This is a genomic window from Xanthomonas sp. GPE 39, from assembly GCF_000963005.1.
In the GTDB taxonomy this organism is placed as follows: Bacteria; Pseudomonadota; Gammaproteobacteria; order Xanthomonadales; family Xanthomonadaceae; genus Xanthomonas_A.
Genome location: NZ_JZHZ01000007.1, coordinates 137,606 through 138,995, shown reverse-complemented (window position 1 = coordinate 138,995; position 1,390 = coordinate 137,606). Strand labels below are relative to the sequence as shown.

The window sequence follows — 1,390 nt, the reverse complement described above, 5'->3', positions numbered from 1 at the left end:
GCGCGACGTGCATACCGGGGACAGCGGTAATGGCTTGGTCAAGGACTGGAACGGGCAACAACTGCAACAGCAAGTGAAGGCTGGCGCGGAAATCATGTCGACGTTCGGGCAGCAGGCGAGCAAGGCGATTGGCGATTACGCCGAGCAGAAGACGAGCGAAGCGGCGGCGATGAGGCTGCAAGCCGCTAACACCACCGACCCGGATCAGAAAGCGCAATTGCTCGCCCAGGCCGACCAACTGGACAGCCAGTGGGGTGCCAATGGCACGCTGCGGGTGCTGGCGCATACGGCGGTGGGGGGATTGACCGGCGGGGTGGGCGGCGCCGCTGGTGCGGCAGCGGGCACGCTCACCGCCCCGGCGGTGGCCGAGGCGCTACGCAATGCGGGCGTGACCGGGCCACTGGCCGATGCGTTGACGGGCCTGGCATCGACGGCGGCGGGTGCGGTGGCCGGTGGTGCATCGGGTGCGGCGACGGCGGGGAATGAGGTGGCGAATAACTATTTGAGTCACAATCAGCTTTCGGTCGTTAAGGGATTGCTAGATAGTTGCAAAGGTGATGAGCAATGTAGAGAGGGAGTGATTGCGCGAGCCAATGCAAAGTCACGCATTCAAGATGCACAGATGCAATTCACTTGTACGCTTGCGCCCGCAAGTGAAGCCTGCACAGCGCTGATTACACAAGCAGTTGGATATAAAGAAGACTACTCAACTGCCGAATCGCTTGGAATTCAGAAGGATTGGGTGAGAAGCGTACAGTCCTTAAATTCCTACGCAAATACAGCGCAGGGTGCATCTTTTAGACAGTATATTTTCGAAGGAAACGGCCTTCAGTCTGTTTATATGTTGCCTGCAGAAAAGATTGTGGCAATGACCGGGGAGAGGCTTGAGTCCGCCTATGAATCAATAGATAAAAATGGGTTTTTTTCGAGAGAAACTGCTTTATCAATAGGGTTGGGGTTTGCGGATATAGCATCTGCCAAGGTTCGCGCTATTCTGAATATGGCCGGTGTAAATGAGGGGTTTGGCGGAGGTGCGAAGCAACCTTACACGTCTTCCGATGAACGCTCCAGCGAGATCGGCGTGGGTGGAGGGCCTGCTCTTAAGGACAGTCCTTACTCACCCGGGGCTGTAGAAGATCGGATTAAACCTCCATATGTTGCTAATCCTGCACATGACAGCCGGAGTCCACTTTTTAATCCTAGAAAAACGCCAGAGCCCGATGATGCGTCAGATGTCTATAACTCCGATGTTGTGAGGGGGGGGATGGGAACATGGTATGGTAAGTCCGTTGACGGAAATATCTACAGATACTTCTCAGTGATACGCCCAGGGTTCCGTAGACACTCAAGACCCTCGTTGCGCGTAGCGCCGTTCAAACTCTACAGGAGA

The 1,390-nt window shown here is 55.5% G+C and carries 1 pseudogene; it reads left to right on the top strand.

What is annotated here, in order from left to right:
• Positions 1–34 precede the first annotated feature (34 nt).
• Positions 35–1,390: pseudogene (locus XALGPE39_RS16135) on the top strand (hypothetical protein); the annotation flags it as partial.